Below are 24627 nucleotides of genomic sequence, written 5' to 3' on the forward strand. Positions count from 1 at the left end.
TCTGTGCCATCACCTTTTTAATTTGAAGTTATGGATAATGAATTAACAAAAAAAATGCAGGATTATTTGGGACAGGCTCCTGAAGACCGCAATGTAATTGATGGAGCAACGATGTTGCTGTCTCTCAACCGGAATCGTATCTTTTTTCAAAATGTGCTCCGGAAACCGGAAAAGTTTGCAGACAAGGTGGAGTATGAACTGAAGAAACATCTTCGTATAAGGCTCGATAGGCAGACAGTTTCCGATGTTGTCGCTCTGAATAAGGAAGTGCTTCCTCATGTACAGGAAACTTTGGCAAAGGGTGCTCCGGTCATCTCTTCCGATGATGATGTACCGCAATCGGGAACTGTTGCTATTGGTAAGCGGTCAGACCATGAGGCTTTGCCGGATGAAATCAAGGCTCTCTGGGATGAGTGTGCTGGGATTTGGTTCAAGATAAAGGAATTGTTTGAGCAACTGAAAGGCATGGAGAAAGCCGCCGCTTGTGACCGTTACGAATACTTGAAGCAATTGGATGGGGCGGATAAAAAGTACCGTGCCAATATGCAGGCTTATGATGAATATAAGCCTGGTGTTCCTGAAGCGAAAAAGGAAGAAAAGAAAGTGGAACCGGCAGAGGACCCGGCAACCGTTTCAAAGAAAGTGAATGCGGCTCGCAAATATCTTTCTGACAATAAAAAGAAACTGGCTGATTTGAGAGGGGCTGATGAAAGCAAATATGTTGCGTTGCTGGCTAAAGTTCAGGAACGTTATGATTATCTGATTTCAACGGGAAACACGGTGGATGCGGAGCAGGTTGCTGAGTTGGTAGCTTTAGGTTTGGTTGTGAAATGAAGCTTGTCAATCAGATAATAAAGCCTTTATCCGGTACGCCGCTCCAGGCGTACCTGGATAATCGCATACAGTTATTTGATGTCATCGAAAAGATTCTTTCTGAAACGGGACCTGCTGAAATCTATATATCCACTTTTTCAACCTCGGAAGAGTTTTTAAGACAAATTTTTCGTCTCCGGAAAAAGGGGATGATAACAAAGGCTACGATGTTGACAGACTTGAAGGCGTCCCGCAAGACGGTGAACTTATATACATTCATATCGAATGTGTTTGATAATGTCTACCTGGCGGAGAATCACTCAAAAGTAATTCTTATCCGGAACTCCAAATGGATGGTGTCTATTTGTACTTCTCAAAACCAAACACGGGGGAACAGGACGGAATCCGGGATGATAACGACTGATCCGCGTGTGTATCTTGACCTTCAGGAACAATTTTCTAAGATTGTAAACACTAATGCTATTTTGCTTGATGGATTATTCAACGGAACAGATTGAAAAAATAAGGGAGTTGGCGGAATGTTTGACTCCTGTTTCGGATATGGCGGTATTGCTTAATGTCGATGTTGATGAGCTGCGCCTGGATATCCGGGATAAGAAGACCCCGATATCACGTGCGTATTATCATTCCAAGGCTTCTACCGCGCTGAAATTACGGAAACAAGAGATTGAACTGGCTAATGTCGGAAGCCCGTTGGCGGTGCAGCTGACAAACAGCTATTTATTGAATATGGATTCAGATGAAGATTTATAATGCCTGTACCTGCTACTATTGACGTATGTGAGAAGTACCTTTTTTCCGACATCGAAGAAATGACGAAAGAAGGAATACCCGAACTGATTCAACAACGGTTGATTCGGTTACGGGATATGTATAATTATTGGCTTCAGTTCCCTCGTAAGAAGGATTTGGAAATAGTGGGGGAACTGGAACTGCGTTATAAGGTCAGCAAGTCCACTGCTTACGAAGATGTGCGCCTGATTAAACGTTTGTTGGGTGATTTGGCTAAAACAACCAAGGACTACCATCGCTATAAGTTCTGCCAGATGATTGATGAGACATACGAAATGGCAAAACGCATCAAGGATGCGCGTGCGATGGGCGCAGCTGCGAACTATTATGGTAAATACACTCAGCTTGACAAAGAAGATATTCTTGATAAGGGCTATGATAAGATTATAGTACAGCCTTTCGAGCCTACCGATGACCCGACGGTTCTTGGAATCAAGCCTATTCCTAATGTCAGGGAACGAATCAAGTCCAAAATACAACAGTATTGGTCTGACGACATAGAAGACGTTGAATTTGAAGAGGTGGAGTTTAACGAGGACGACATTTTCAATCCTAAATTGAATAATAATGAAACAGTACTTTAATGACCCGCAGCAGGAAGTAATGTACACAGCCGCTAAAGATAACGTGATAGTAGGTGGGCGTGGTATCGGGAAAGGATTGATTCATGCAGCCTGGAATCTTCGTAATATGCAGCGCATGCCCGGTTCTATCACGGGTATTGTGGGAGCCAACTGCAAGCGTGTTCTTACCAATACGCTTCCTTCCATGCTTATTCATTGGGAGAATTGGGGTTTTAAACGTGATCTTCATTGGTGTGTTGGTAAGAAGCCGCCTAAGTCATGGGGATGGGGAGAGCCTTTGTTTGAACCGGATAACTGGGAGAATATCATATCTTTGTATAACGGCTCGATAGGATACATCATCTCCCAGGATAGAAGTGGTACGTCAAATTCCCATTCTTATGACGCTCTTGATATTGATGAAGCGAAGTTCATAGACTTCGAGCAGTTGAAAGATGAGACGCTTCCGGCTAATCGTGGCAATAAACAATATTTCGGGCAACATTTCTTTCATCATGGAATGTTAATTTCTTCGGATATGCCCGTAACAAAGAAAGGTTCTTGGTTCCTGGATTATGAAAAGAAGTGTGACCCGGAACTAATCGAAGTTATCCAGGCGGCTATTTATGAGATATGGAAAACTAAGGAGAAGATAAAGGGACTCCAGGTGGAAGGTAAGACCGTGCCGGATTACCTGCGTTCTTATCTCCGTACATTGAGTCGTGACCTGTGCCGGATGCGTTCGGTTGCTGTCCTGTATAAAGAGTATTCCAGTATTTGGAATATGCAGGTTCTTGGTGAGAAATGGATAAATGACATGAAACGTGACCTTCCGCCATTAACCTTTCAGACATCTATTCTTTGCAAGCGGATAGGTATCACACGTGATGGTTTCTATTCGTCCATGAGGCAGCATCATAAGTATGCAGCTTCTAACTTCTCTTACCTGGATAGTCTTGAATATAAGTTCGACAAACTGAAGGAGCCGACCTCGCTGGCTGATGCTGATGTCGAACCAGGTATGCCCATCTGCATAGCGTTTGATTATAATGCTAATATTAACTGGTTGGTAGCCGGACAGCCTCAGGGCGGTAAACTGAAGGTTCTGAAGTCTTTCTTTGTGAAGTATGAACGTAAGCTCCCGGAACTGGTAGACGACTTCTGCAAATACTATCGGTTGCATAAGCGCAAGAAGGTTATATTCTATTATGATAGTACAGCCCTGGGGAGTAACTATGCGGTCAATAATCAGGATTTCCGATGGGTAATTGCTCATGAGTTCAAGAAGCGGGGGTGGGAAGTTCAGGAAGTGTACATAGGTAAGCCTATGTCTCACATAGAGAAACATCTTCTTATTAATCGTATGTTTGCAGGGCGGGCTAATTTGATGCCTATGTTCAATGAACAGAACAATGAGGACCTGCTTATCTCTATCCAGACGGCAGGCGTGTATAATGGTGGTAAGGATAAGCGTGGTGAGAAGTTGGCGGAGACTGAAGATGATAAGCTTGAAGGTAGAACGGATGGTTCGGACGCTTTCGATACGTTATGTATAGGTTGTGAGAAGTTTCCTAAGACTCATATTAATATGTTTGTTACTTCTTCCATGTAGTTTCTTTGGGGCTTCCCCTATGGGTCGGGCTATTCGTTGCAATCAGAAATAGGACGGGGAGCGACCCGACCGATTTCTAATTTCCTCTGCTATCCCTAAGCCGATTCAATAAGGTAATTACCTTTTCTATTGCCGTCATTCGTGAAAAGCGGATGGCGGTTTTCTTTTTTTCGCACGATTGCCGCGTACCGCCCGGTGTGTAAGGATTTATTACATATTCCGCTGAAAAAGAGGGTGGTAATGAGATTTTTTGCATAGGGCGGTGGGGGGTAGGCTTCGCCAGTTCCGCACTAAGGTGCGGGCTGCGCTGTGTTAGTGTGTTGTGTGTCAGGTTCTTAACTTTTTGAGGGCTGGAAAAATGAAATTTTGTGCTGCAATTTTAGGGCATTTTTATCGGTAATTGCTTGTTTTATAGTAATTTACGTTTATTATTATTAACGTCTGTTTATGGTATGAAAGGTTTTTGCTTTCTGCGCTTGCTTCTGTTGGACGTTATTTCTCAAAGGTACTTTTTTTCTACGAAAGTTTTTTTTCTTCCTGTTGGGTGATGCAAGAGTTATTTCTGTTTGTTTTTATTCTGTATGTACTTATATTGTATTGGTAATCAGGTATTTATGTTTTATTTTTCGATGAAAAATAGTTATATTTGTATATAGAAAATATGATAAATAAGATAATAAAAACAATCAAAATTAAACAGCTATGACAGTAGAAAGCAATGTCCCAAAATCATGGAAAAGCCAATGGGCAAAGTTTATGTTTTCATTCTTCGATTATTTACCCACTAAATACGAAGCAAACAAACGGGAATGGGCAATTAGAAAGATGATATGGGATTTTAAAGACGGCAAGCGTAGTGAATCGGTGGCGGAACTCATTGCAAAAAAGATGAGAGAGCAATTTGGTTCGCACTGTGAAGATGTGACATTGGCGTGTATTCCTGCCAGTTCCTCGGATAAAAATTCACTTCGCTACAAATCTTTCACGGAAGAGGTTGCACGCCTTACAGGATGTAAAAATGCGTATCCGGCTATTACGATAGAGGGGGGAAGATTGGCGATACATGAATCTAAAGGCAGTAAGACGGTGCAGGATGCGGAAATTATCATTTTTGATAAGCAATTTTTTAAAGGAAAGAGGATACTTATTTTTGATGACATTCTCACACAGGGTACAAGCTACGCACGTTTTGCGTGTGCTTTGGAAAATCTTGGTGCAATAGTTTTAGGAGGATATTTTTTAGGTAAAACAATTTTAAAATAAAATGATTATGGAAACTTTATTTGACAATGATTGCAGGTATATGAGTGATAGTGAATTGATGTATGAATTATCCAATAGCCGCCAGTTAGTGAGTAATTTTGAGAAAGACATTGATACTATGAATTTGGATGATTTGTTTGCATCTTTGACACCTGGACGAAAGAAAGTTGCTATTGCAGCGGTCGAAATGTATAAGAGGCAGCAATCTACGCAAGCAGAGCGTAGAACAATAAGTATGAGCAAAGATATTTTTGACCTTATGCAACCATTGATAGGGCAAATTCAGAACGAAGAATTTTGGGTGATAGCGATAAATAACGCATCGAGAGTGATAAAGAAAGTGCGTTTGTCTGTTGGCGGTCTTGATTTTGCCCCCGTGGATATTCGTTTGTTGATACGGGTATTGATTGAGTCGGGTGCTACTCGTTTTGCTGTAGTACATAATCATCCGAGTGGAAATAACCGTCCCAGTACACAGGATAAGAATTTAACGGAAGAAATAAGGAAAGCTGGAAATATTTTGAATCTCAATTTAATAGACCATGTAATTATAGCGAATAAAGCGTTTTATAGCTTTTCGGATGAAGGGCTTTTATAGGGGGGGGAGGGAGGGATGCGGGGCATCCCATCCCGTTTTGCTCGCACACTCGCAAAACGGGATGGGACCCAAAAATAGGTAGATTGATTTTTATTCCGTTCCTTCAACCACGGAGGGGACGCCTCAAATCGGCGGTTGTTTGACGCAATAGAATTGCGATTCTTAATTAAAGTTAATACCTAGTGTGAATGATGAAAAATAACGTTTTGTTTATTGCGCAATAAACAAAACGTTATTATATTTGCAGTGTGTTACGACACAGAGATGTTTGATAAGGTTGAAGGTCTAAATGACCGTGAGGAAATGCTTGATCATTTAAGATTCCTCATCCGATATGAAAAACAAATTCTAGATGATGGAACTATTTTTTCAGAATCGGAATTCTACGATGAGTTATTCAGTGTAATCGTTATGATTGCTGATGAACTTAGAGAAGAATGAAAGTTTGGGAACCTCATTTGAGGTTCCCTTTCATCAACCTTATCGACATTTCTTTGTTTAATTATAAAAGAAGGATATGGATAAACAGATAGAAGATAAAATCAGAGGCTTGGTTTCTAAATTTCACCTGTTACGGACGAAAGAAGGAAGCGAGGAATTTGATAAGATATGGCAGGAGCTGAATGCAGAAATCCCGCTTGAGGAACGGAGAGAAGCCGGACGTATATTACGTGAGGCAATGCGAGAGGCGCGGGAACGTAGGAAACGAACGGATGTTGATGTTCGTACCGGAATGGGAGACTTATGCGATGTTCTATCATTATCTTATATTGCTCAACACTATTTTCAAAAAGATCGTAGTTGGTTGGCGCAACGTATTAATGGAAATATAGTCAATGGTAAACCTTGTGCTTTTACGGAAAGTGAGTTGGAGATTTTAAAGTTTGCCTTGAATGATATAAAAAATAAATTATCGGAAACCATATTAAACATCAAGTAAAGTAACACATTTGGAGGAATCCCGATATTCCTTCTTTGGCTTCATTGACATGAGGCTATCACTTTGACAAGTAAAAGGGCTTCCACGGGTTGGAAGCCTTTTTTTTGTACCTAATAGAATACTATGTATTAAGATTTCTATATCTTTGTGATATTATTTATCATAAATTTTATGTATTATGTGGTGGATCGTAATAATTATATTATTAATACTGGTTGTTATTCTAATAAAAACAAACAATAGTATTGAAGATAATTGCAAATCTAAGAATAATGTAGATCGTGATTATATGGATATTCAGATAATGAATCAAACTTTGAAGCACAGTCATTCTTTAGATAGGCAACAAACTTTAAAAAGAGTAGAGAATACAATGGTTGATGTAACTATTGAAAAATTTCATTCTTCCAATGTAGTTGAAGGTCCCGTTCGGGGTGAGTATGTAAAACTATACCATGAATCGGAGGGACCTGTTTTATATATTGATCCATCGGAAATTGATGAGTATAGGCAGAGATTTACAGTCTTTGTTTGGAATTCAGAGTTAGGTATAAAAGAAAAAATTATTGGCTGCACGGTAGAAAGTGTTGTAGAGCAGTGCGAAAAACAGTTTAGAAAATGGGCTGACGAAGTTGAAAAGCAAAAGAAAACTAAAAAAACAACTGTAATAAATTCGTCTAACAAAAAGTCTGGAGTCAGTCAAAGACAAATTCCTGATATGATTTTTGAAGTCAAGGGATTAACATATCGTTCAGCACAAGCACAATTGGAAGCTGTATTATTAGAGGTCGGTGATCAATTGCTTTTAGAGGAAGAACCGGATAATGAAGTGGATGCCTCGGCTGTAAAAGTGTTAATTCCAGCATCCGGAGAATGTATAGGATATGTTGATAGTGAACATTGTGTGTCTGTGGGTGCTCTGATTAATCTTATAGACAATTGTACTGTGATTAAGAAATCACGCCATCAGATACCATATATCACAGCAAAAATTAGTTTTAAAGAATAAAATCTACTTTTCTTTTTGCACTTTCAAATATAATCCTCATATTTGCAGTGCTAAAACATCCATAGAGTGTTTTCTATGTCGCGGAGTGCGGTTAATGCTCACAAAGTTGATGGGCTTTTTTTATGCCCTACCAGTATATTGATATACGGCTGTCTTTCTCCCACATTATTTTCAATGCTCCGGCATAGAATACTAATGGATGTTTTAGCGAACGGGAAATGGCAGCCGTTCTTTTTTTAAGAAAAACGCCTATAACGCTAAAACATCCATTAGTATGAGTAACAAAAACAAACGCGCTGACAGACGCAATGTATCTGTTGAGAAACTGCAAAAAATAGTATCTGACTTCCTGTTGGATATTGCTGAAGGTGCTGAATCGCTTCCAGTCCGTAAAGGGCAAAAAGGTTTAGTAATCTACATTGAGAATCATGGCGTATTGAATTTCACTTTAAATGAGAAAGGAGGTCAGAAATGAGATTCTTTGTACAGCATTTAAGTACCTATGCTCCGAAAAACCGGGCATGGAAGAAATTCATTGATTACGTCGTGAAATTTGAAAGAGTGCTCATTCCTGATGAAATATCACGGGACGCGCTTGTGGAAGAACTCCGTTTAAAAACAGAAGAAATCAATGCGCAGCATCCGAAGCTGAAACCAATCCGTTTCAGTGCCGGAAGCTTGGATGGTACTAGCTTTCGTGTTAGTGCTTCAGTAGATAAATGTGGGTGTCCGGACACGGTTTTTTCTTTGGATATTGTGAGAGTACGTTCTATCTACCAATATAGTGAGAGTACGAAAGGAGTACTGCAATGAGAACCCCGGTATTTCGTGTTGAAAAGGTTGTCTGTTATACAGGTGACAAACGTGAATTTGAGGACTTTACTGTACTAAAAGTGGGACAAGGCTCTTTCTGTGCCTCACGTGAGGAACTGGAAGAGCTACAAAGACAGATAACGATTGCATTAAACGATAGAAAGGAGACTGGCCATGAAGACAGGCAATAAAGAACAGGTAAGCCCGGAAGAAATGGTATTGATTGAATACCTGATGGCTTTTCTTCCGGCAGAAAGAAATAGCGAAAACGCAATTCTTAAAACCTCGCAGAACATCCAGGATGATTTATCCGATATGTGCGAAATAAGCATCAATCAGATTACTTCAGTCATGCGTGATACGGGATATCACATTATTGTTGACGAAGATAACTGCCCTAAATGGGTGATGGCGAGACAGACAAGATAATTATTCTACATTTTTTTTTCAACATTGGGAAGGCGTGGTGTCGTGAGATACTGCGCCTTTGTCTTTTTATGCTTCAGGTGTGGGTGGTACTTTTGAAATAAAAAAAAATATGGCTATTGCATGGCGTAAAATAGAAATAACTCAGGATGTACCGGACAACTTTTACACGTACATGATGGTTGATTTTGCCTATTATGTAACTTTGTCGACGGACATAAGTGAATCAACAGCAGTAATTACCTGCCTGAATAAAGCAGGCAATGAAGAAGAAGTATATAGAAAAGTCTTTGTTGGAGATGCAAAGATTGAAGATGTTGGAGCTATCGTTGAAAGCTATGTAAGGCAGGGAATACATGAGTTTACTATAACTGTTACTGCGGATATAATAACAAAGACACGTTCTTTTAGGGCGGAATATGTAAAGCCTAAACTTGAAATCAAAGACAAATTCCCGGAGTTTGCCTTTTCTTCCGCTTTGGACTCTTTAGCTTTTGAGATGGTTGGAATGCGGCAAAATTATTCTGCTAAAGTTGAAATAGTTAAAGGTGTAGATACAATTTTAGCTGAAACGTATGTACCGGATGCGAATAATGAAATAATGATTCGTGATTTATCTTCTTTGATAAATCCTTATTTGCAAGAGAATCTGCTAGGTGATTTTCAGGTAACAATACTTATTTTGAAGCCAACGTCTAATGAACAGATGGATTATTTAAAAATCTTGTTTACTGCTTTGTATTGTAAGGCGGATGTGGATATGCTTGCCGAAGATTTTATCAGTAAATTCTTTCTGTCGACGCTGATGGGCGACAAGGTTACTGCTCCGGAACGGAAAGAATATCTGCATTTTGTAACAACTGAAAAAGATTTTATCACAGAAAACGAACGAAATCTGATTACTATGCAGATAAATATTGATTGGATAGATAGTGATTTGAAGAAATCATCAGAGGTCTTAACGTGGAATATTGAGTTGAGCACGACCGCCCGCCAAAAGGTTACTGTTGATATTTCCCCTGATAAGTTTAAAAGAAAAGGATACACGCTAGCCGGGTACACGGCTAGCGTGGGTGACCGGAAACAAAAGTATATTGTTGATAATGACTGCCTGGATGTTAATCCGGCTATTGCTTTTACCAACTCGTTTGGTTGCCTGGAAACGTTTTATTTTACTGGAACCAATGAACTGGAACCTTCTCTCAAAAGAAATGCTGCCTTCATTAACGGCATATACCGGAATTATTACATTGAAGAAGAACGGAAATTTAAGGCAGATACAGGAGTAATTCCAGAATCTATGTTATGCCTGGTTGACGAGCTAGCCCGGTCAACTTCAACGTATTTGATTGAAAAGGGAGAAATAGGCAAGGAAATTACAATCACAGATTCAGAAACTAAGCGGAATAACAACCTGGATACTCTCTTCAGGGCGTCGATTACCTACCGTGTTGCCAACCGCAATCAGAATGAATTATCTCCTTTGCGAACTGCTAAGACATTTGATAAAACCTTTGATAAAACATTTAGATAAGATGATTGAAGTAATTCATAGAAAAGACGCTATACGGCTCCTTGAGTCCGGGCAGCCGTGTAATATAACAGTATGGAAACTAAGTACGGGAGACATCATAGAATACAAGGGAGTACGCTGTGTCGGTTCCCATTGGCGGGGGGGGACACACAAGATTCTCTTGCCTATGTCAAAACTGTTACGTGAGTTTAGGGATATAACAATGTTTAAAATCAATGGAATGGAGGTGTATTTATGAAAAATGAAACAAGAGAGCTGGAGTATATGCCTAGCGAGATATTTTCAATTGGAGATTCCGGGATAATGGCTTCAATGGAGACAGTTACGGACAGTGCGGATATTTTCGACGAAGATGGCGACGAAATCAAAGCGATAGAAATTCCAGGCAACAAGAAGTATAAGTATATCCCTTTTGGTTCGGATAATCGCCTTCCTTTCGAGATGATCCGGTTGATAGGTCTGGATGAAGTAATGAGCCAAAACAAGTTCTTTAATGTGTTGACTTGTTACGGAGCTGGGCAGAAGTATATGGATATTAGAACCGGAAAGCCTACCCAGGATAAGGAGATTAAGAATTTTATAATACATAACAGTATCCCTTCCTTCATGCTTGAGCAAGCTACGGATGTTAAGTACTATTTTTATTGCATATCAGTTGTAATCCTTTCCAACGATGGCAATAAGATTGTAAAACTACGCCACAAAGAGGCTTGCTATTCTCGTTTTGAACCTGTTGGTAAGGATGGAAGGATTAGTCACGTTTTATACGCTAACTTCCGGAAGTCGTCTATAAGAGAAGAAGAGGTGGAGTGTTTGCGTTTATTGGATGAGAAAGACCCGTTGGGTGATTTGGAAGTGTTGATGGGACGTGCTCCCGGACTTGATGGCTTGACAAGAGTACGTACGAATGAACGGAAATTTGCAATCCTGGTACGTTTCCCGACTCCAGGATGCCAATATTATCCTACCCCTTACTATACTGCCATTTTCCGCGGGGATTGGTTCGATATAAAACGCCTGATAGGGAAAGGGAAGAAAGCAAAACTCAAGAATCACGCTCCTATAAAGTACCAGGTAGAAATTCACAGGGATTTTTGGGCTAACTTATTGGATGAAGAACAAATCACTGACCCGCTTCTTCAGCAGGAACGGATTAAAAAAGAAAAAGAGAATATCAAAAAGTTCGTCTCCGGAATAGAAAATTCCGGTAAGGTTTGGATTACCGGGTATTACATGGACCCTAACGGAAAGGAAAACCGTATGGTGCGTATAAATGTCATAGATACCGGAAAAGAGGGTGGGGATTGGTCTGAAGATATTGAAGAAGCAAGTAATATCACTTGTTATGGGGATAACATACATCCGAATCTCGTAGGGGCGACGCCTGGCAAATCACAATCCAATAACTCCGGTTCTGATAAACGGGAATTATTTACTCTGAAGCAATCACTGGAGATTGCATTTCACGACCTGATGTACACTCCTCATAACGTTGTAATTCATTATAATGGATGGGAAGATAAGGTCTATCCGGATGTCCCCATGATTCTTCTTACTACATTGGACAAAAATACGGATGCAAAAGAAAAGAGTGCTAATAATAACAAATCTAATAAGGATACAAATGATTAAAATAGACCAGGAAAAGTTTGAGAAATTTGTTCTGACAGCTACAAATTCAGAAGCTGATATTTTTGACTCTTTGCAGGATCGCATTGATATTTCAACGGGGAAGTTACAAAGCAAAGTGTTTGGGACTGTTTTGGATATGCAGAAATTACCGGAAAATATGACGGTAGAAGTGGAGCGTTTTATCTGTATGGATGCTTTTGCCGAAGCAATACCTTTACTGGACCTCATTTTAACAGAAAACGGGTTTGGGGTAGTGAGCAATCAGAATCAGTCTCCTGCATCACGTGAAAGAGTGGATACGTTACGGAAGCAGATAAGGCAGTCGGCTGATGATGCCCTGGATGATATTATTAATTCCCTGATAGGTCACAAAGAATGGTGCAAATCAGCCTATGCTACCCTGTTGATTAATTCGCTGTATTTTACAGCTGACCAGTTACGGGATTATGCGGGAAAACCGGATGCGCATCGCTCTGATTTACTCTCTCTTCGTTCGGTAATTAGTGAGGCGGAAGAATTGGTAATGCGGACAATATCCGCGCAATTCTTCAGTTATCTGCTGTCACGACTTCGGGAAAATGTTTTGGAAGATTACGAAGTATTATTGGTGTGGACGCTAAGAAATGCGGTCGGCTTTTTTATCAATAAACAGGAAGCGGCTTTCAAACGTGAGCTGGATACGGCGGTGAACCTCTTGGAGAATAATATAGAGAAGTTCCCGGTTTATAAGAATAGTGAGGCGTACAAGGTTAAACACTTTGAATACTATAAGAATGAGAAAGAAGATTCCTGCTACTTTTTCGGATAATGTGCTTAATTTCTCACTGCCGGACAGCTGGGAGAAATTGGAGCAATGGCAACTTAGGTATATTTGTTACGTGATGTCTAAATTTGACGAAGCTAAGGCAAAGACATACATATTCATCCGCTTCTTGGGGATTCGTGTACTTCGGAAAAAAGATGATGGGTGGGTATGCTCTGTCCGGTTGGATAAGAAGATATATTTCTTTCTTGAAAATTGGCAGATACAATCCTTTATTAAAGTGCTGGATTTCATAGGCACTCCGGGAACCCATCCGGTATGTTTGAAGAAGATAGGAAAGTTACAGGCTGTCGATGTCCTTTTGCGTGGCGTTCTTTTTAAAGATTATCTTAGTATAGAGAATCTTTATCAGGGGTATTTGCAGACTAATCGGCAGGACTTGCTAGTGAAGATTGCCAGGCTCTTATACTTGGATAAAGGTGGAAATCATTCACGAAGTATCTCTTTTTCTGATGCTGAATTATTATCAGTCTTTATTTGGTATGCGGCTCTCAAAAACCGTTTTGCGATGGCTTTTCCTTATTTCTTTAGGAAATCAGGGGATGAGAATGGAGATGCCGGCAATATGGCGGATGTGATGAACGCACAAATTAGGGCTTTGACTTCAGGTGATATAACAAAGGAACAAGAAGTATTGAACATGGATTGCTGGCGTGCGCTTACTGAATTGAACGAGAAAGCCCGTGAGACAGTCGAATTTAAGAAAAAGTATGGAAACAAATAATTTATTTGATGCAATCGGCTATTTCAAGAACATAGCAAGTAAGAATAGATTGGCAAAAGCTAACGGTTTTTATCCCTGCGCTTGCTCCGGTATGAACACGTTGGATGAAGTTCTGGCAAAATTAAAAAAGGAATCAGCGTTTATTTCGGTGGATGATACGAACGACGGCGTAACTGAGCGCCGTTCTTCTGGCGGATTTTTTAAGAAAAGGACATTCACTGTGTTCATTATGAAAAGATACAAATACGGAGATATGGCTAGTCGTCAGGCTTCGATGGATATTTGCAGGGAATTGTCACGTCAGATGCATAGTCGTATGTTGAAGGACCGTGAAAATATGGGGAGTAAGCTAATATATATGAATACGGATAACGTGTACAGCCGTGAATTTGGAGAATACTTCATCAACGGATGTACAGGAGTTTATTTCATGGTAGATGTTTCAGAACCTATAAACCTGATGTACGATGCGACAGAGTGGGACGAATAGTAACCGGGCAAGTGCAACGGCAGAGGACAGGAAGAGATACCAGGAAGAATGGGAGAAGATGATGATTACCATTTGGCGGGAAAAGATTATGCGGCTTCATGTCGTGGATACCACGCAGTTGCATAATGAGATTACCGGTAACACTCTCTCTTCCACAACGGATTTGACTACGATTCAACATAAGTTCCTGGAATATGGAATCTATCAGGACTGTGGAACGGGGCGTGGTTATTCAAAGGGTAACGGTGGTAACTTGGAGTTTCTCGACCCCTTGATGCGTAAAAAAGAGTATGCGCACAAACAGAAATCCGGAAAGATAACAATGGGAGAACCCAGGAAGCCGCGTGAATGGTTTTCACGGGCATACTTTGCGTCGGTCATGGTGCTTAAGGAGCAGATGGCGTATATGTACGGTGAAGAGTTTTGTGGCATGCTCGTAGAAAAGATAGAGGAAGCAAATCACCATCGTAGCACTTCCATGCGCTCCAGGCTATGGGGAAGCCGGAAGCGGTAGTGTCTTTTTATCTATAATTACATAGTAGTTCCTTCGCTAATAATTTAAAAAAAGATTATGGAGGAACTATTAAAACAAGCTGCTGTCATTCGTGACGAAACGGATGAATCTAAAAACACAGCGGAGCGTGTCGGTACGTTGTTTATTGACATAATTGAAAAGATGGGGTTGATAGTCCCGTCTGAATCAATAGACGGTGATTCGCTCCAATTTACGGCTGATGCTAAATCGGTAAAGCTGGCCTTCTCTGCTTTGGATGGGAATGGCAACCGGGTAAACAAAGAATTGTCTATCCCGGTCGCCACTCTTCAGAAAGCGGGTGTAATGTCACCGGAATTGCTTGCAAGCATGCAGAAATCTGTTAGCGATGCTTTGGGAGCAGTTACCACGGAGCAAAAAGACCGGGGGGACGCTGATACTAATTTGCGCAACAGTATAAATGAAATCAATCAAAAGGTAGGGAAGAATAGTGGTATTGCTCCACTGGATAAAGACGGTAAAGTTCCATCGGAAAACTTACCTGCCCCTCTGGGACTGGGTGATTTGGAAACTGAAGCCTTTCCTGGTAACAGGGGTGGTGCACTGGAAAAGGTTATGGATAATATTCCTTCGCCTCTCATCCTTCCAGGCTCTTTGTCTACAAATGTGTCGGCTTCCGATTTCCTGATAGAATACCAGGTTAAGGACAAAGATACGGGCAAGGAAGAAACCGGACGGCTTATCTTACCGATGGTCACTCAGGAGAAAGCCGGTATCATGTCGGCTGAAGATAAGGCAACACTGGACAAATTAAAGAATAGCGGTGGCGGTGGTTCCGGTAGCGGCTTCTATGACGTGACTAAACAACACCCTCTTGAAGATGGTTTCTATACTTTGGCAACGGCTGTTGCAGCTTTGGAAACCGCGGAAATTCCTGACGGCAAGAAACCGGGCCTTATCATCACTTTTGAGATTTCAGCCGGGACCTGGGAAGACTACCGCTTCTCCGGAACCGACATTTCTACTTTCCTCACCCCTGCAAGTTGGGAACGGCATGGCGGCGGTGACGCAATAAAGGAAGTGTCCGTCAATGGTGAAACCCTTGTGCCGGATGGAACGGGCAAGGTGAACCTCGAAATAGAACAACAGGAAACTGACGCTACCCTGGATGAAGAATCTACGAACGCCATTCAGAACGCCCCGGTTGCAGCCAAATTCAAGGAAATTGAGGGCAGTTCTCTGTTTACCAGTGATGTGACGGAGAACGAGGACAACACCGTCACTGTCGCGTTAAAAAACAAATCAGGGGAGAATGTGACGGAATTTACCATACCGGCCGGAAAAGGCGGTGGTGGAGAGGAAACGGGCACTACCACTAAAATCGCCCTGACCTCATCCGTTGACAATCCCATCATAAAAGAAGGCGGTTCTGCTGTTCTTTCTTATTCATACGACCATCAATACGCTTCCGGAGATGACAAAGGTATGTCTACCGGGCAAAAGGCTGACATCACGATCACAATGAACCGTGGTTCCCAAACAGTCTATTCCCAGACAATCAATGACGTCTCATCCGGTACATATTCCCTCGACTTGTCTAAGTACTTGATGTTGGGTACTACTGAAATTTATGTGCGTGCTGTCGTTACTGACCTTGAAGGGAAGAAACAAACCAAGCAATCCTTTACTTCCGTAAAGGTTATTACCTTGTCCCTTACTTCCAGTTATAACATAGCTTCCCCCATATCCGGTTATGAATCCGGTTCTACCGCATCTGTTCCTTTTACCGTGTCCGGAACAGGAAACAAGGTTGTTACCATGTACCTGGACGGAGTTGAGAAGGAGAGTAAAACTATAACTAAATCCGGTCAGACCAATGGCAGCTTCAGTATATCAATGACCGGGCTTCTTCCCGGTCGGCATACGGTGCAGATGATTGCTGAACTTCAGGCGTCCAGTGAACTGACAATCCAGTCGGAAAGCATCTACTTTGATATATTTAAGGCTGGTTCGGGTAAACCGCATGTGGGAGCCAGGTTCCGCTTCCCTGACGGACGTATCTTTGATGAAACGGAACACCTGACTCCGCATGTCGGGGTGGGACAGTATGAGAAACTGCAATTCGATTTCATTGCTTACGACGAGGAGCGGACGCCTGTTGACCTGACTGTATACCGGAATGGCAAGTTAAGCCAGACTGTCAGTGTCCCCCGTACTGTACAAGTGTACTCAAACCGTTTCACGGAGCAGGAACAGGTTGACATGAAATTCGTGTGTGGTGAAACGGAATACCCTTTCTGTATCGACGTCACCAAATCATCCATTGATATCGAAGAAATAACGGCTGACCTGAGCTTGAAATTAATAGCTTCGGGGCGTAGTAATACTGAAGGGAACCCGGCATCGTGGAGTTATGAGGATGTCGAAACGAGTTTCACGGGCTTTGACTGGAAATCGAACGGATGGACTGGGGATACGTTGAAGTTGACTAATGGCGCATCCATTGACATCAATTATAAACCGTTCTCCACCGATGCGACAACCAACGGGGCTACTTATGAATTTGAACTGAAGTGTTCAAACGTGACAGACCGTAATGGTGTCATCCTCTCCTGCATGGCGGGCGGCATCGGCTTCCAGGTTACAACCCAGGAAGCGAAAATGCTTGCTTCCGGCGGCTCCGAAGTGAGCACCCTGTTTGCTTCGGATTTGGATTTGAAAATAGCTTTCGTCATTAATCCCAAATCAAAGAACCGCCTTCTTGAATTGTATGTCAACGGGATAAGATGCGGTGGCAAACAGTATGCTGCTACCGAAAGTTTCCGTCAGGAAGAAGCCGCTACGATAACTGTCCATTCGGAAGCTGCTGACGTGGACTTGAAGAACCTGCGCGTTTACAAACGTGGTCTGACCGATGATGAAGAGCTGACCAACTATTTCGTAGACCGCCCGACTGCTGAAGAAATGGTCACATTGTTTCAGAAGAACGATGTGATGAATGATGAAGGTACGGATGTTGACATTGAAAAACTACGCGCCCAAGGTAAGAGCGTGATGCGTATCGTGGGTGACGTTGACCTGGTTAACGCTACGAACAACAAGAAATTTGAAGTCCCCGTCGATGTTTATTTCTACTCCAAGTACGGAAAGGAATATGACTTCATTCTTCGTAATGCAGGGCTTCGGATACAGGGTACATCGTCCACTACCTATCCCCGTAAGAATTATAGGCTTTACTTTGAGCGTTCCGAGAAATACGGCACTACCCTTGAAGTCAACGGTGTTGACGTTCCTGATTTGACGTATTCCTTCAAACCGGGTGCGCGTCCTGTCAGCATATTCTGTTTCAAGGCTGACTTTTCCGACAGTTCATCCACCCATAACACCGGAGCTGTGCGCCTGGTTTGCGACGTATGGCGCAAATGTGGGTTCCTTACACCGCCTCAGGCTGCATATACCGGACCGTATGACGTCCGTATCGGTGTGGATGGCGAACCGTTCGACTTGTTCTGCAATGATGCCTACTACGGGAAATATAACTTTAACAATGAGAAATCGGACTCTCATATAGTCTATGGGTTCGAGGGTATCGAGGGTTTCAACGACGCTGCCACTTTGGGAGAAAACCGTAACAAGTGTATTTGCCTTGAGTTCCTGAACAACTCCCATCCGTTGTGTCTTTTCGGCACTTCCAACATAACTGCCGAAAACTTCGCTGACGGTCTGGAATTTCGTTTCAAACCGGACAAGACATGGGATAATGCAGACGAGGAAGATAAGGCGGCTGTAAAACGTTTGTGGGAATGGGTGCAATCCTGCAAGGGTAATCCTGCAAAATTCGCGGCAGAGGTTGCCGATTACTTCGATGTGAAATTCTTGTGTGCATGGTATTTGATTACAGATTACTTTATGGGCGTCGACAGCCGGGCGAAGAACATGATGTTCTGTACCTGGGACGGTATTCATTGGTATATTTTGCCGTATGATATGGATACCTTGTTAGGTGTCCGGAATGATTCCGTATTGAAATACGGCTACACCATCACCCATGAAACGTTCGATGACTCTATCGGCTCGTATGCTTTTGCCGGACATGACAGTCTCCTTTGGGATTTGGTTCGTACCGGATTGAAAGAAAAACTGATAGAGGTTGCCGGAGTAATCCGTAGTAACATGAGCACTGAAGAAGTCCTGGATATGTTCAATGTCAAGATGATGGGCAACTGGTGCGAGCGAATCTATAATAAAGACGGGGAGTTCAAGTATATCAAACCCCTTATTGAAGGAGTTGAAACGCTTGAGGGAACGAAGTTCTATGATTATCTGTATGCCATGCAGGGAAGCCGTTACGCTCACAGAACCTTTATGATAAAGAATCGTTTTGCCCTGCTCGATGCGCAGTATGTCGCCGGAACATATCGCCAGGATTCTTTCGCGTGTTACTTCGGCTATAAATTCTCCACCGATAACCGGAAGCTCCGCATCACGGCTTTGGAGAGATATTATTTCGGTTATGGCTATACGTCTGGTACTCCGACACAATCGGCTGTATTGGCCGAGGATGAAGATTCAGTCGTTGAGCTTACGTTCAAACAGGATTTGATAGTGAATGACCCTCAGTATGTCTACGGCGCTAGCAAGATAAAGAAACTGGATTTGACGGATGTTTCCCATGCTATTTTGCAGACATTGAACCTTAATACTTGCCGTGGACTTCAGTGGTTGGATGTCAGTTGTTCCAAAACACAGACAACCTTGAACGCAATCTTGGTCAATAGTTGCAAGAACCTGCGCTACCTGGCTATGTCCGGTCTGAAATCACCTAATTTCACGAATTTGGACTTGTCGGAGAATGGACGCCTGGAGACATTCATAGCCAATAAAACTTCAATTGCGGGTGTGGCTTTCGCTTCGGGTGCTCCTCTTTCCCGCCTGGTGCTTCCTTCCTCTCTCCAGGCACTCGAATTACGCAACTTGAACAAGCTTTCCAATAGTGGAATAACTCTTGAAGGTGTCTCTAACCTTACGCGTCTGATAATAGAGGATTGTGCGTTAATCTCTTGGAATATCCTGGTTAAAAAGTGTACAGCCGTTAGATACCTTCGTGTAACCGGTATTGATATGGAAGGAGACTATTTATTCCTTTCCGGATTCCAAAAATATGGCGGTGTCGATGAAAATGGGGCGAATACCGCCCGTTGCTGCCTGTTGGGTGAATACCGCTTGGATATTGTAATAGAAAACGATGAACTGGAATCCTTGAAGGCTTATTTTGACGGCTTGAAAATCATCATGTCACTTTCTGCCTTCATTAATGAAATTGACAATTTCAATGCCGAATCCTACGGTGGAGAACCTTATTATCCTGAAGTCACATTGGATAATGTGGGTGAAATAATGGATTATTATAACGGCGAATCTTACGAAGAATACCTTGAACGCTTCGCCAAAGATAACATGGATATTAACGACCTAGTAAACAGTAATTAATTATGAGTACAAAAGAACAAAGCGCCACCCTGCTGCGCTTGAACAAGCAGGCGCAAGTATCAGCACTGAATGCTGTGGGATTCTCGGACATCACCGAGAACTCCCGCGCTTCCGAGTTTGGGCAACGCATCAAATGGGCTGGCGGCCTGTTGGACCTCTGCTTGGCTTGTAACCGCATCTCTGACAACTCCAAGGCGTACTTTACAGCCGCCGAATGGAACTCGCTCACCCCCGCCAATAAACAACTTTATATCAAACGTGGCTTACGTATCCGCGCCCGTGGTCTTTCATTTGTCATAGCCGCCCAGGAATGTTATAGCGATACGCTTACCAGCCTTTTCCCTTGGGGTGGACAAGGAAAAGCCATCGACGGTCTTTCTAATAAATCTTTAGGCGCTGCGTATAGTTGTCGAACCGGTGAAGAGGATACCAACCTTATCATCACCGCCTTGAAGGATCAAAATAATGGCGGTGTCATCAGCGCTCCTGCTGCCGAAGCCGCCAAAGCGTATAAGGCGTTCACTCTTGATGGTGACGGTATCGAGGACGACTCCAACTGGTATCTTCCTTCTTTGGCTCAACTAATCCTCTTTTATCGCTACCGTGACCGTATCGACGAAATGATGCGTACGTTTTGGAGCAGTGACTCATGCCTGTTGGCTGATAAATACTACTGGTCCAGTACTATCTATGACACAAGTAACGCTTGGGGAGTTGAGATAAATACCGGGCGTGTGTACATATATGCTAGGAATACTAGTCTATTTCACGTCAGAGCTGTCACCTCAGAATAGTCTTAACTTAATATTATATAATGAAATGGATAAAAATAACGCTAGCGCTATGCTTCTGCGCATCAATAAACAAGACCAAATCGAAGCTTTAAAGTCATTAGGCTTTACAAATGTAGATGAAAACACCTCTGCAAGCGACGTCGCTAGATATATGCGCTGGGCTGGCGGCCTGCTAGACCTGTCCCTTGCTACCCTTCGCATTGAGGACGGTGAGCAAGTTTTTTTCACCGCTTCTGAATGGAACTCCATGAGCGCGAATAACCGCTCCAAGTATATTCGTATCGGTATCCGGCTTCGTGCCGAGTGCCGTCAGTTTATCATCGCCAAAAGCGACTGTATCGACGATGGCGGAAATAAAACGTTCAAATGGGGCGGCTATGGGACAGACTTGCGCGGACTGAAAAACTATGGCAACGGTAACCAGGGACTCCATGACACGTTTGACGGCAAGGAGAATACTGATATAATCGTAGAAGCGCTCGCTGGCGTCAAGGATACTCAGGGGACTATCGGCGCCCCTGCTGCCGAAGCTGCACGGGCATATAAAGCTTGTACTCTTGAAACCGACGGAATTGAGGATACGACCGTGTGGAATCTGCCCGCACTGGGCGAATTAATGCTCATGGCTAAATATAAACTGGAGATAAACGAACTTGCAACCACTATGTTTGGTAGTCAAAATATATTTACAAACGATTGGTATTGGTCTAGTACTGAATGGGATGCTTCCAGCAGTTGTTACGTGGGCTTCCTCAGCGGCAGCGTCCTCACGACCTACCGCCAGAGCGCGACCCGGGTTCGTCCCCTCGCCGCAATAAACACTTTATCCCTTTAATTCTTTATCCCTTAGATAGTTAGCGCAGCAAAAGCCCCGGTAGGGGCTTTTCGTTTTCACTTTTTAGTCATAAAATTGTGTTAATTGGTTTGCAGTTGTTAACTTTGTGCCCTCTAATAGATACATTAAAATATTAAAAAATTAACATGGCACTTACGCAAGACCTTCCTATATCAAATTCGATGTATAAGCTTTTGAATCATATCATTGATGCCCGGCAGCAATTTCCGAAGGCTTTTCGTTATGAATTTGGTACGGAGTTGATGATGCTTGCCGTTCATTGTTGCGAATATATTCGCTATGCGAACACAGATATGAACCTTGAGCACCGTGCGGACTATCTGATGAAGTTTTTGTGTGAGTTCGATGCATTGAAATTACTGCTAAGGGTGTGTGAAGAACGACATTTGACTAGCCTGACTCAAACTGCTGAAATCTGTCTGCTGGCAGACAGTATCGGTAAGCAAAGTACTGGTTGGTACAAAAAAACGGTTGCAGATCTCCAACGGCAAAAAGCTAATGGAACGCAGCAAGTCGCAAAGCCGGAGCTGTAATCTTTACGGAGATTATGGGTGAGCAATTAGAATTATTTATTGGGCATCCCCCCGGTGATGAGTCGGGAAAGACTAAGATAGTGGATGCAACGGCTTCTTCCAGTTGGAACGTTAACTTCAACACAGGCAACGTCAACACGAACAACCGCCAGAACGCGAACCGGGTTCGTCCCCTCGCCGCAACAGGTAATATAATCTATGACATACTTCTTAGCAGTATTTTCGAAGCATCCGAAGATTGTGTAAGGCAAAAGAGAACGAGTACAGATTGTGTCGAGTTCTATAATGATTATCAGTCTGCATTGGTGCGGCTATGGTATTCTATTATTTACGGTGAATATGTACCGGACTTTTCAAAAGTATTCATACGGACTTACCCGGTATATCGGGAGGTTTTTGCCGCCGCTTTCATTGATCGCGTTGTCCATCACTGGATTGCTCTTCGTATCGAGCCAATCTTAGAGGAACGCTTCCGGGAACAAGGAAACGTCTCCAAGAACTGCCGGAAAGGTGAGGGATGTCTGTCTGCCGTGCACTATCTGAATAACATGATAGTCGAGGTCAGTGAGAATTATACTGCTGATGCATCTATTTTCAAAGATGACCTGTTCAGTTTCTTCATGTCTATCTCAAAATCGTTGGTATGGGAAATGGTGAACATATTCGTAAGGGACAATTATAAAGGCGATGATATTGAATGTTTGCTTTATCTTTTAGCCGTTACTATCTTTCATTGTCCACAAAATAAGTGTATCAGACGTTCTCCCGTCTCCATGTGGGACAAACTTCCCAGTAATAAAAGCCTGTTTCATAATGACCCTGACAGGGGAGTGGCTATCGGGAACTTGCCGTCGCAACTCATAGCTAACTTCTTGGCGTCTGTTTTCGATTATTATGTAATGGTGATATTAGGATTCAGGCATTATGTACGCTTTGTTGATGACTTTTGTATCGTGGTGAAATCTCCGGAAGAAATATTGTCCAAAGTCCATCTTCTTGATGGCTTCCTGAAAGAACAACTCCTTTTACAGTTGCATCCACGCAAACTGTATCTTCAGCATTATAAAAAAGGAGTCCTGTTTGTTGGGGCGTTCATTTTGCCGGGTAGAATTTATGTATCTAACAGGGTGGTTGGTAACACATATAATGCTGTCAGGAAATTTAATAAAATAGCTGAAAATGGATTTGCAGAAGCGTATGTTGAGAAGTTTGTGAGTACAATGAACTCTTATTATGGTCTGATGAAACACTTTGCAACGTACAATATCCGCCGTAAAATTGCAGCGATGTTACTTCCTGAATGGTGGGAGTATGTTTATATCGAAGGACATTTTGAAAAGTTTGTATTGAAGAATAAATATAACCATAGAAAACAACTAATTAAATATATAAAAAAACATGGATCAAAAAAATATCTTACCGCGTGGGATTGCTAAGCCGATAGAGCAGCAATCGAACGGAACCTGGATTGTTCGCCATCATTTCCGGGTGGTTGGTACAAGTGAGAATGGTGAAGAACTGGTAACTTTTGCCAGTTCGGAATATCCGGAGAAACCGACAATACAACAGATTCAAAGAAGTATTGACCGCTATCGGGTTTGTCTAACAATGTATGGAGATACAATTTCTGATGAGATTGAAAAGATTGACCTTTCCATCTATATGTTTACGGATTAATCTGTCTTTTTACCTCTCTATATAGCTTCATACCTTTGAATAAAAAACAAAGGTATGAAGAATCTTAAATTAGTGTGCATTATTGCACTTCCTCTCAATGGCATCCTGAATGTCGATTTTTTCCGGACATACGTCTTTGATGATTGGGAATTTGTAAAGTGGCTTGCCGTCCTGATGGCGGTCGACACAGCACTCGGCGTTCTCAAACATTGGTTCACTAGGGATATATCTAGCAAAGGTTATGGCATGGTTGGTAAAAAACTGATTGTGTATTCCGCTGTTATGGTCCTGGCTCATGTTCTTTCCTGTTTTACCGTGCATAACCAACCGGTAACTACATTACAGTGGTTTGGCTCATTTGGCTGTACTATCCTCATGGTACGTGAAGGATTGTCTATTGCCGAGAATATTGAAGCTATCCTACCGGGATTTCTTCCTAAATCAGTTGTAGAGCGTTTGAAAGATTTTGCTTCAGGGAAAGGGGGAAACGATGAAGATTAAACAATTCCTTCAAAGATACGAAGATAAGATTCTTCATGCTGGAGTAAACATTCTCATTATGCAAATGGGGCTGTGCCCTTGGTTTATCTGTCTGTTTATTGCCGTGTTCTTCTCTGTTGGCAAAGAATTTTCTGACAAGTATTTCAAACATACATTTTTCGATTGCAAAGACTTGCTAGCCGATGCAGTCGGAATTATCATAGGTTTAATCATTCGTTTAATTTTTTAGA

Annotated in this window: 27 protein-coding genes; all 27 read left to right on the plus strand. The window is 42.2% G+C overall.

Annotated features, from left to right (window positions below):
- The first annotated feature begins 30 nt into the window (after positions 1–30).
- The 27 genes from BQ7997_RS21080 to BQ7997_RS21220 all read left to right on the plus strand — a co-directional run bounded on the left by BQ7997_RS21080 (position 31) and on the right by BQ7997_RS21220 (position 24626).
- Positions 31–834: a hypothetical protein gene (locus tag BQ7997_RS21080; protein ID WP_139260948.1), complete on the plus strand. Its 804-nt coding sequence runs from the start codon at positions 31–33 to the stop codon at positions 832–834.
- Positions 835–1022: 188 nt separating this feature from the next.
- Complete coding sequence (locus BQ7997_RS25420; RefSeq protein ID WP_139260950.1) at positions 1023–1331, plus strand: hypothetical protein; 309 nt, start codon at positions 1023–1025, stop codon at positions 1329–1331.
- Positions 1306–1587, plus strand: coding sequence for a hypothetical protein (locus BQ7997_RS21090; RefSeq protein WP_073347923.1), 282 nt, complete (start codon positions 1306–1308; stop codon positions 1585–1587). Before BQ7997_RS25420 ends, BQ7997_RS21090 begins: the two co-directional genes overlap by 26 nt.
- Positions 1587–2210, plus strand: coding sequence for a hypothetical protein (locus tag BQ7997_RS21095; RefSeq protein WP_073347924.1), 624 nt, complete (start codon positions 1587–1589; stop codon positions 2208–2210). Before BQ7997_RS21090 ends, BQ7997_RS21095 begins: the two co-directional genes overlap by 1 nt.
- Positions 2194–3801 (plus strand): hypothetical protein, encoded by a 1608-nt coding sequence (locus BQ7997_RS21100; RefSeq protein ID WP_073347925.1) that lies wholly within the window; start codon positions 2194–2196, stop codon positions 3799–3801. The genes BQ7997_RS21095 and BQ7997_RS21100 overlap by 17 nt, the downstream gene beginning before the upstream one ends.
- Before the next feature lie 702 nt (positions 3802–4503).
- Positions 4504–5064, plus strand: a complete 561-nt coding sequence (locus BQ7997_RS21105) for a phosphoribosyltransferase (RefSeq protein ID WP_073347926.1) — start codon at positions 4504–4506, stop codon at positions 5062–5064.
- Positions 5065–5071: 7 nt separating this feature from the next.
- Entirely contained in the window at positions 5072–5662 is a 591-nt protein-coding gene (locus tag BQ7997_RS21110) for a JAB domain-containing protein (protein WP_073348496.1), read from the plus strand.
- A 517-nt stretch (positions 5663–6179) separates the two neighbouring features.
- Positions 6180–6602, plus strand: coding sequence for a DUF5053 domain-containing protein (locus BQ7997_RS21120; RefSeq protein ID WP_073347928.1), 423 nt, complete (start codon positions 6180–6182; stop codon positions 6600–6602).
- Between the two features lie 178 nt (positions 6603–6780).
- Positions 6781–7611, plus strand: a complete 831-nt coding sequence (locus BQ7997_RS21125; protein WP_073347929.1) for an HIRAN domain-containing protein — start codon at positions 6781–6783, stop codon at positions 7609–7611.
- A gap of 274 nt (positions 7612–7885) precedes the next feature.
- A complete protein-coding gene (locus BQ7997_RS21130; protein WP_073347930.1) occupies positions 7886–8086 on the plus strand; it encodes a hypothetical protein in 201 nt (66 codons plus the stop codon).
- Positions 8083–8424: a hypothetical protein gene (locus BQ7997_RS21135; protein ID WP_073347931.1), complete on the plus strand. Its 342-nt coding sequence runs from the start codon at positions 8083–8085 to the stop codon at positions 8422–8424. Before BQ7997_RS21130 ends, BQ7997_RS21135 begins: the two co-directional genes overlap by 4 nt.
- Complete coding sequence (locus BQ7997_RS21140; protein ID WP_073347932.1) at positions 8421–8615, plus strand: hypothetical protein; 195 nt, start codon at positions 8421–8423, stop codon at positions 8613–8615. Before BQ7997_RS21135 ends, BQ7997_RS21140 begins: the two co-directional genes overlap by 4 nt.
- On the plus strand, positions 8599–8853 hold the full coding sequence (locus BQ7997_RS21145) for a hypothetical protein (protein WP_073347933.1): 255 nt from the start codon (positions 8599–8601) through the stop codon (positions 8851–8853). The genes BQ7997_RS21140 and BQ7997_RS21145 overlap by 17 nt, the downstream gene beginning before the upstream one ends.
- Before the next feature lie 109 nt (positions 8854–8962).
- Positions 8963–10384: a hypothetical protein gene (locus tag BQ7997_RS21150; RefSeq protein WP_139260952.1), complete on the plus strand. Its 1422-nt coding sequence runs from the start codon at positions 8963–8965 to the stop codon at positions 10382–10384.
- Between the two features lie 234 nt (positions 10385–10618).
- The gene (locus tag BQ7997_RS21160; protein WP_083589323.1) at positions 10619–12016 is read left to right on the plus strand and encodes a hypothetical protein; all 1398 of its coding nucleotides are present in this window, start codon (positions 10619–10621) and stop codon (positions 12014–12016) included.
- Entirely contained in the window at positions 12009–12824 is an 816-nt protein-coding gene (locus BQ7997_RS21165; protein WP_073347936.1) for a DUF6712 family protein, read from the plus strand. The genes BQ7997_RS21160 and BQ7997_RS21165 overlap by 8 nt, the downstream gene beginning before the upstream one ends.
- A complete protein-coding gene (locus BQ7997_RS21170) occupies positions 12790–13563 on the plus strand; it encodes a hypothetical protein (RefSeq protein ID WP_073347937.1) in 774 nt (257 codons plus the stop codon). The genes BQ7997_RS21165 and BQ7997_RS21170 overlap by 35 nt, the downstream gene beginning before the upstream one ends.
- Entirely contained in the window at positions 13550–14053 is a 504-nt protein-coding gene (locus BQ7997_RS21175; protein WP_073347938.1) for a hypothetical protein, read from the plus strand. Before BQ7997_RS21170 ends, BQ7997_RS21175 begins: the two co-directional genes overlap by 14 nt.
- Positions 14031–14567 carry a hypothetical protein gene (locus tag BQ7997_RS21180; RefSeq protein WP_139260954.1) on the plus strand — a complete coding sequence of 179 codons (537 nt, stop codon included), beginning with the start codon at positions 14031–14033 and terminating at the stop codon, positions 14565–14567. Before BQ7997_RS21175 ends, BQ7997_RS21180 begins: the two co-directional genes overlap by 23 nt.
- A 57-nt stretch (positions 14568–14624) precedes the next feature.
- Positions 14625–20036 (plus strand): CotH kinase family protein, encoded by a 5412-nt coding sequence (locus BQ7997_RS21185; RefSeq protein WP_073347940.1) that lies wholly within the window; start codon positions 14625–14627, stop codon positions 20034–20036.
- A gap of 2 nt (positions 20037–20038) precedes the next feature.
- The gene (locus BQ7997_RS21190; protein WP_073347941.1) at positions 20039–20830 is read left to right on the plus strand and encodes an Lcl C-terminal domain-containing protein; all 792 of its coding nucleotides are present in this window, start codon (positions 20039–20041) and stop codon (positions 20828–20830) included.
- A 25-nt stretch (positions 20831–20855) separates the two neighbouring features.
- Positions 20856–21665: a hypothetical protein gene (locus tag BQ7997_RS21195; RefSeq protein WP_073347942.1), complete on the plus strand. Its 810-nt coding sequence runs from the start codon at positions 20856–20858 to the stop codon at positions 21663–21665.
- Positions 21666–21811: 146 nt separating this feature from the next.
- Positions 21812–22219, plus strand: coding sequence for a four helix bundle protein (locus tag BQ7997_RS21200; protein ID WP_044655837.1), 408 nt, complete (start codon positions 21812–21814; stop codon positions 22217–22219).
- Between the two features lie 14 nt (positions 22220–22233).
- On the plus strand, positions 22234–23655 hold the full coding sequence (locus tag BQ7997_RS21205) for an RNA-directed DNA polymerase (RefSeq protein ID WP_073347943.1): 1422 nt from the start codon (positions 22234–22236) through the stop codon (positions 23653–23655).
- Positions 23618–23896, plus strand: a complete 279-nt coding sequence (locus BQ7997_RS21210) for a hypothetical protein (protein WP_073347944.1) — start codon at positions 23618–23620, stop codon at positions 23894–23896. Before BQ7997_RS21205 ends, BQ7997_RS21210 begins: the two co-directional genes overlap by 38 nt.
- Positions 23897–23950: 54 nt before the next feature.
- Positions 23951–24397: a bacteriophage holin gene (locus BQ7997_RS21215; protein ID WP_073347945.1), complete on the plus strand. Its 447-nt coding sequence runs from the start codon at positions 23951–23953 to the stop codon at positions 24395–24397.
- Positions 24387–24626: a hypothetical protein gene (locus BQ7997_RS21220; RefSeq protein WP_073347946.1), complete on the plus strand. Its 240-nt coding sequence runs from the start codon at positions 24387–24389 to the stop codon at positions 24624–24626. Before BQ7997_RS21215 ends, BQ7997_RS21220 begins: the two co-directional genes overlap by 11 nt.
- The last annotated feature ends 1 nt before the right edge of the window (position 24627 follow it).

It is taken from the genome of Bacteroides congonensis (assembly GCF_900130125.1).
Lineage (GTDB): Bacteria > Bacteroidota > Bacteroidia > Bacteroidales > Bacteroidaceae > Bacteroides > Bacteroides congonensis.